Source organism: Streptomyces bambusae, assembly GCF_019400985.1.
GTDB classification, from domain to species: Bacteria; Actinomycetota; Actinomycetes; order Streptomycetales; family Streptomycetaceae; genus Streptomyces; species Streptomyces bambusae_A.
This window is the reverse complement of record NZ_WTFF01000037.1, coordinates 26,182-33,010: the sequence shown is the minus strand read 5'-3', so window position 1 is coordinate 33,010 and position 6,829 is coordinate 26,182. Positions and strand designations below refer to the sequence as shown.

4 protein-coding genes are annotated in these 6,829 nt (G+C 73.6%); all 4 read right to left on the bottom strand.

Annotated elements, in window-relative coordinates; all coding sequences use genetic code 11:
* On the bottom strand, positions 1–2,884 hold a 2,884-nt coding region (locus tag GPJ59_RS38425), incomplete at its 3' end, for a TIGR02678 family protein (protein WP_308120194.1).
* Positions 2,881–4,449 carry a TIGR02677 family protein gene (locus tag GPJ59_RS08445; protein WP_219665840.1) on the bottom strand — a complete coding sequence of 523 codons (1,569 nt, stop codon included), beginning with the start codon at positions 4,447–4,449 and terminating at the stop codon, positions 2,881–2,883. The genes GPJ59_RS38425 and GPJ59_RS08445, both read right to left, overlap by 4 nt.
* Before the next feature lie 234 nt (positions 4,450–4,683).
* The gene (locus tag GPJ59_RS08440) at positions 4,684–5,292 is read right to left on the bottom strand and encodes a hypothetical protein (RefSeq protein ID WP_219665839.1); all 609 of its coding nucleotides are present in this window, start codon (positions 5,290–5,292) and stop codon (positions 4,684–4,686) included.
* Positions 5,289–6,551: a DUF7224 domain-containing protein gene (locus tag GPJ59_RS08435; RefSeq protein WP_219665838.1), complete on the bottom strand. Its 1,263-nt coding sequence runs from the start codon at positions 6,549–6,551 to the stop codon at positions 5,289–5,291. The genes GPJ59_RS08440 and GPJ59_RS08435 overlap by 4 nt, the downstream gene beginning before the upstream one ends.
* Positions 6,552–6,829: the final 278 nt, after the last annotated feature.

Below are 6,829 nucleotides of genomic sequence, written 5' to 3'. Positions count from 1 at the left end.
AAAGAAGCAGGCCGGGTCCCCTGGGGCCGGGGAAGGCGTATAGGGGAAAGGCGTGGACCGGCCGGTGGGCGAGCGCCGCCCGGCCGGCGGGGCCGCCGGCCGGACCGCCGGTCGGGCCGGGCCGTGGCGCGAGGAGTACGTCGTGGCCGTCCGCGGTCAGGGCCGCGCCGTCGGGGAGCACCCAGGCGTCCAGCAGTCCGGCCGCCTCCAGGGCCGCTTCGAGACCGGCCCGGTCGCGCTCGCCCACGTGCTCCCGGAAGTCGACCAGCCGCCACAGCGGAGCACCGGGCGTCCGATCGCGCAGACCTGGCGTCCGGGTGTACGGGGCTGCGGGCGCGCGCCGGCCGCCTGCCTCCAGCGCGGCGAGTTCGTGCTCCGCCTCCCGGGCCCGGGCGGCCAGGGCGGCCCGGTGCTGCGCGGCTTCCGCCGTCCGGTCGGCGAGTACCGCCGCGAGGGTGCTGTGGGCCTGCGCCGCGTACCGGCGTGCCGGGTAGGGGCCGTCCTGGTGGACGACCCACTCCTGGAGCTCGTCCAGCAGTCCCGTCGGGTCCGGGTACACCAGTTCCGCGCACCGGCCGGCGTGCTCGCGTACGGCGTCCACCAGCGCCCGGCCGACCGCCGTCACGGCAGCGTCGGCCCCCTCCTGCGCCTCGGCGGCCTGGACCAGGTCGGCTTCCGCCTCGTCGAGCCGGAGCGCGGCGGTGCGGCGCCCGGCCGCCGCTTCCTCGGCCTGGCCGGCGAGCTCCTCCACGTGCGCGAGGGTGCGCCGTCGGCGATCGGTCGCCTCGGCCACGGCGGCGCGCAGCTCTGCGATCGGCACGCCCTCGGCTCCGGCCTCACCCCCGGCCCCGGGCAGGTCCAGCCTGGCCTCCCGGGCGACCTCGCCGGCCCGGCGGAGGGTGTCCTCGGTCCGTTGCCGGGCGGCCTGGAGGCGGTTCTCGGCGGCTCCGAGGCGGCCCAGGGCACGGGTGTGCAGCAGCGCCGCCTGGTCCCGGTCGGCGTGGGCGCGGGCGCTGTCGTCCCGGGACCGCTCCACGGCCCGGGCGGCGCGTTCCAGTTCCCGCGCGCTGCGCATCTCGGGGCCCTCGCGCAGGGCGGCCTCGGTGGCCTGCAACCGCACCTGCGTCTCGACGAGTTCGGCGATCCGCTCGGCGGCCGCCGCCCGCTCCTCCTCGGCGCCCGCCTTCTCGTCCTGTGCTCCGGCGAGGTCGCGCAGCAGGTGCTCGTACTTCGAGTGCTCCGTACGCGGCAGGCGCGCGCGGCGGCGGGAGGCGATGCGGGCATAGCGCCGGTAGTGGTCGAGGAACGCGGCGCCCGCGCCCTCGGCCGCCCTGGCGGCCCGCAGCTCCTCCTTCTCCTCGTCCAGGGAGCGGAAGGCCTCGGCCACGTCCGCGATGACGGCCTGGTCCAGGGGCGGGAGTGCCTCGGTGAGGGCGCGGGACAGGGCGGCCTCGTTGGGCCGCTTGGACAGCTGGGGCTGGCGCAGCTGGATCAGCAGGTCCACCAGCGCCCCGTAACGCTGCTCGCCGAGCCCGAACAACGCCTCGTCGACGGCCCGGCGGTAGGTCCTGGCCTGGTCGTGGACCAGGCCGTGGCCCGACACCGCCTCGATGAGCCGGTCCCGTGACAGCACCGTACCGGTGGCGTCGAGGAGGCTCAGGGATCCGGGTGAGCGTACCTCGGCGGGCGACGCGTGATCGATCCGCTGCGCCGTCACCGCCCACCAGTGGCGGGCGATGCCCCGCCCGCTGACGGCCTTGAGCCCGCAGACGAGCGTACGGAAGGCGAGCCGGGCGACCGCCTGCTCCACCAGTTCTCCTTCGGCCCCTGCCTCGCGCGCCGACTTCGACCAGAAGCCGCCGTGCTCGGCGGCCAGTTCGGTGACCCGCCGCATCAGGTCGGCCGTGCTGACCGGGCCGCCGCCGGCCGCCGTGAGGTATTCGGCGAGCAGGAGGGTGACGTGGCCGTGGGTGCCCGATTCCGGCATGCGGACGTCGGTGAGGTCGTCGTCGGGGTCGACCATGGCGATGCCCTCGGCCCGGACCTCGGCGACGAGCCCCGTCAGTTCGGTGATGCGCGCGGTGAGGAAGCCGCGCTGGCGGGTGAGGTAGGCGAGTTCGGCGTCGGTCAGCTCGTCGTAGTAGAGCACGGGGTCGTCCAGCAGCCGCCGGGTCAGCGAGCTGCGCAGGGCGCGGAAGCGCAGCTCGTCGCTGTCGAGGGCGGTCTCGGCGGTGAGCTCCGCGAGCCGCTCCTCCCAGGCCGCGGCCTGGACCGTGGAGGGGCCGCGGCGGGTGGCGAGCAGCCCGGCCAGCACGCGCCGTTCGACGTCGTAGAGCGCGTCGCCGGCCCCGCTGACGTACGCGTCCTCGTCCCCGGCGACGCGCCGCAGCACTCCGAGGCCGAGGAGGAGCCGTACGACGGCGGCCAGGTCGAGCCGCTCGTCGCGGCGGTCCAGGGTGAACTGGATCCCCGCGGCGGCGAGCCGGGGGTCCGCGGCCTCCAGCACGACCTGGTCGGCGAGCCGGCCGAGGGCGATCTGCGCCTCGCCGCGTTCGAGGGCGGCGAGGGCGAGGCAGAGCAGGACGTACCGGCGGCGTGTGAAGGGGGCGGCGCTGCGGGTGGCCTCGCGGGCGGGGTGGGTGGCGTCGGCGAGGCGGGCGGGGATCTTGCCCAGCCGGGCTGTCTCGGAGTCGACCTGGAGTGACCAGCCCGTGTTGCGGTCGAACCATTCACGCAGTTCGGAGGCGTGCCGCCGGACCAGTCGGAACTCGTCGGCGAAGGGGCCGTGCGCGACGAGCAGCGGCTGTCGCAGCAGCGTGCGGGCCGCCTTGCGCAGCTCGGCGGCGTGCTGCCCGTCCAGTACTTCGGCGAGCGGGGTGGTCACCGTACGTCGCCCGTCCCTTCCGTCCCGGTGGCGAGATCGACGATCTCGATGGCGTGGTCGGGGCCTCGGAAGGTTCCGTGCGGTGTACGGATCTCGGCCGTGGATCCGTCCGGCAGGGACCTGAGCCGGATCTCCATGGAGCCGTCGCTGCTGGTGGCCGTGGTGTGGGTCATGCCGGGCCGCCAGGTGGCCAGTGCGTCGCCGAGGAGCTGGAGGAAGAGCCGGAAGCTGACCGGATCGAGTTCGCCGAGCCCCGACAGCCTGGCGCTGCCGCCGGCGGCGAGCCGGGCCCGCGCGGCGGCGGTCTCGGCGGCCTGTTTGGCGGCGGTCTCCGCGAGCAGCCGGCGCGCCTCCTGCCGGTCCTCGACCTTGCGGGGCTTGCCGCGGCGCTCGTAACTGCCCGTACGGCGCAGCTGCGGGCTGATGCGCAGCGGTTCGGCCTCGGCCCAGGGCGTGGCCGCGGCTTCGGGACGGGCGCTGCGGGCGGCCAGCGTCTCGGCATCGACACTGAGGTGACGCGCGGGATACAGCCCGAAGGCGACGCGCCACAGCCGGTGCCGGGCGTCGTCGTCGGGGGCCTCGGCGAACCAGCGGGCCAGCGTACGGAAGTCCGCGGAGCGGTCCGAGCGGCCGGCGCGGCGCTCGTTCAGCGCCCGAACGACCGCCAGCAGCTGCGGGATCGCGCCGAGGGCCCGTCCGCGCAGCAGCCGGGACTGCGACTCCCGGCCGTCACGGCCGATGAACCAGGCCGCGAGGCCCGCCCACCGTGCGACCCATCGCTCGTGGGCGGCCTGCTCGGCGTACGCGGCTTCCTGCGGAGTCGCGTCGGCCGCCTCGCGGGCGGCGGCGGCCCTCAACAAGGGCTGGATGCGCCCGCCGTCCTCCAGCTCCAGGATCAGCCGGGCGATCCGCGCGCCGAGGGTGATCAGGTCCTGGATGAACCGCTCCAGGTACTGGATGAGCTGGTCCTTGTACGCGAGGAAGACCTCCTCGCCCACGTCATGAAGATCGATGGTCCGCTGCAAGGAACCCATGAAGGCGCGGGCATTGTCGGCGAGCGCGGCGAAACGGCTGGCGAGCGCGTCGAGCGCGAGATGCGTCTTGGCCGGATCGGGCTCCTCCTCGGCCGCCAGCACCAGCAGGACCCGCAACTGCGTGACGATGTCGTGCAGCGCGACCGCCTGCAGCGCACCCCGCCGCCCGAGCGCGTCGTCGTAGGCGGACAGGGCCTGCTCGGCGGCCTCCCCCTCGTGCGTGAGCTGGTAGATGAAACGCTTGCGATAGAAGTCCTCGACGGCCGTCACCCGCCCGGTATCCGGATCGGCCCGCAGATTTCCCCAAGTCACCAGGCTGTCAAGTGCCTTGACCACAGCATCGAGCTCGCCAGGCCGAATCCCGACAGGCAGCACGGCCTGCACATCCTCGGGCCTCAGATGCACGGCGAACCGCTCCTTGGCCACCAGGAAGGCCCGCATCACGGCACGGTAGACGAGCACGTTCGGGGCGGTGAGGTGCGCGAACGGCCCGTATCCGCTGCTCCGGCCGGTGGGCGGTGGAGAAGTCATGTCCATCACCGCCCATTCTCCCGGGCCTCCGCCGGCGATCGGCAGGGACGGAGAATGTTGACCGAATCACATCGGTCTCGATCGCGTCCCCGTGCAGCCGGCGCAGTCCGTCCATCAACACGCACGGCACGTACCGCCCTCATCACGTCCTCGTCCCAGAGGTCGCGGCCGGCGGCCGTCACGGCCGTCACCGGTTGGTCCCGCTCCGGCCCCCCGTTTCTGGCCTGCAGCACGTCAGTTCCGGCGGATGAATTCCTGCAGGAGTGGGCGATTCGTCCGAACGCCGAGGCCGATGAGCCCGGCGACCGCTGCCATTGCCGACGTCGCGGCAAGTGCCCGGGCGGAATCGCCGGGGTGGAGGATGATCGCCCACGGCTGGGGGTATCGGCCGCGCCAGCCGGCCACCGAAAGGACGATCGGGATCGCTGTGAGCAGCGGTGCTGCGGCTCGTGGGCCGACGAGGGGGCTGAGGATCACCGCGGCGGCGAGGTAGAAGGTGGCGTTGCGGCCGACCATGAGCGCGATGTCGTCGGAGGCCAGGACGTAGGCGACGGCGGTGACCGTCAATGCTGTCGTGGCCAGGGCCGCAGCCAGGGCGGTGTCCAGGCGGTGCACCGGTCGCAGAGCGGTGGCTTCGGTGTCCGGTGTGACACGTCCGGTGCCGCTCAGCCACAGGACGGCGGGTATGACCGTGATCAGCGCGCCGAGGAAGAAGTCCCCGCCGCTGCCGAGCAGGGAGGGGACCGGAAGTACCGTACGGCCCAGGCCGATGCCGATCAGGGCGGTCAGGACGGTGGCCCCGAGGAGGGTCGCGCCGCTGCGGGACTTGAGCCACCAGATCACCGTGCGGCTCCGGGGACATCGAGGCGCGGCGGCTCCGTGCAGCCGGACAGCGCCTTGCGGTTGGCCTCGTACCAGTCGAGCTGGTCCGCGCGGGGCCGGGCGAGTACCTGCCGGACCACGGCCAGGTCCTCGGCGGAGAACCGGCCCGGGGCCGGCGGAGGTACCGTTCCTTCGGCGGTGGCGGTAAGCCAGCCGTCGAGGGGGCTGCGGGCCGGGGACGCGGGGTATTTGCCGGTGGTCCGGGCACATTCAGGGATCCCGGGCATGAATGTGTTCGCTATCCGCAGGGGGATGTTGTCGGGCCGTACCTGGCCGGTGCTGCCGAAGGCGGCTTCACCTGGGTGAGGGACAGCGCTGAAGGTGTCGGCCACCGGAAGACCGGCCTGCTGCAGCCGGACGGTCCGGGCGCGCACGAGTTTCCCGACTCCGTCGCGGTCCGGGGTCTCGGGCCAGAGGCAGATCTTCGGGGTGCCGTCGGTGTCGCACACCAGTTCCGAGGAATCCCGGGCCATGAAGGGGTTGTATCCCATGTCGCGGACGGGCAGGAACGCCGCCACGGAGGCGACCACCGCAATGCCGACGGCCAGAGCGCGCGGTGCTCGGCCCACGGACTGGATGACCACCACCCCTGCCGCACACAGGCCGGCGGCGAAGACGAGTGGCGACCACACGGCGGCCGGGTCGATCACGGTGCCGACCTCGCAGCAACCGTCGTAGGCCTGCCCGACCAGGTGGCGCAGCCACGGCGGGTCGAAGGAGACGGGGAATCCGACGGCGCAGAAGCCGACGACCATGGCGATGGGCGCGGCTGCGATGCCCGGAACGACCCGGCCCAGCAGATATCCCCACAGGGAGGAAGCGGCCAGGACACCGGCGAGCGCGGCGAGCATGCCCAGGTGGGAGAGCGCCGGCAGGGCACCTGCCGCGTGGGAGGTGAGGACCAGAGCCGCGGCCAGTCCTGCCAGGCCCATGCCCCAGACCGGAAGGAGAACGGACGCGGCGATGGCAAGGGGCGACCGGACCGGTGCCTGCTCCTGGACGCGGCCGCGGCGGAGCCGGGCCGCCTCCCACGCGCCGCCGGCCGCGCATGCCGCTGCCGCTGGGGCCAGTGCGAGGACGATGCGTCCGATCACGGCGGGGCCGTAGTGGGGAGTGATGAAGCGGGTCATGCCTTCGCCCAGGAGGACGACGACGTACGCAAGGAGGAAGGGCAGCAGGGCGGTGGCGGAAGAGGTCCGCAGCAGGGTGCGCCATCGCATGGGTCAGACCTCCCGTCCGACGAGCCGTCTCTGTTCATCCTCAGGAACGGCATGGGGGAGGAGAGGCTCTCGACCTTCTCCCCCAGAGGCCGCACAGCGATTCGAATCTAACGCCGGAGTGTTTCAACTGGCTTGGATTTTGCATGTTTGACCGGAAATCGTCGGATCCTCGCCGGCCGCTCGGGGGCGGGACGGACCGGTGGCGCGCGCGGCCTCGGGTCGGGCGTCGCTCAGGCCTGCCGCAGGGGCCCGGCCCCGATTTGCCATGGATGGCAATT

Bases quoted from the DNA above. Each gene is read 5' to 3' on its own strand.
- GPJ59_RS08445 (WP_219665840.1), bottom strand. From the start codon at position 4,449: ATGACTTCTCCACCGCCCACCGGCCGGAGCAGCGGATACGGGCCGTTC.
- GPJ59_RS08435 (WP_219665838.1), bottom strand. From the start codon at position 6,551: ATGCGATGGCGCACCCTGCTGCGGACCTCTTCCGCCACCGCCCTGCTG.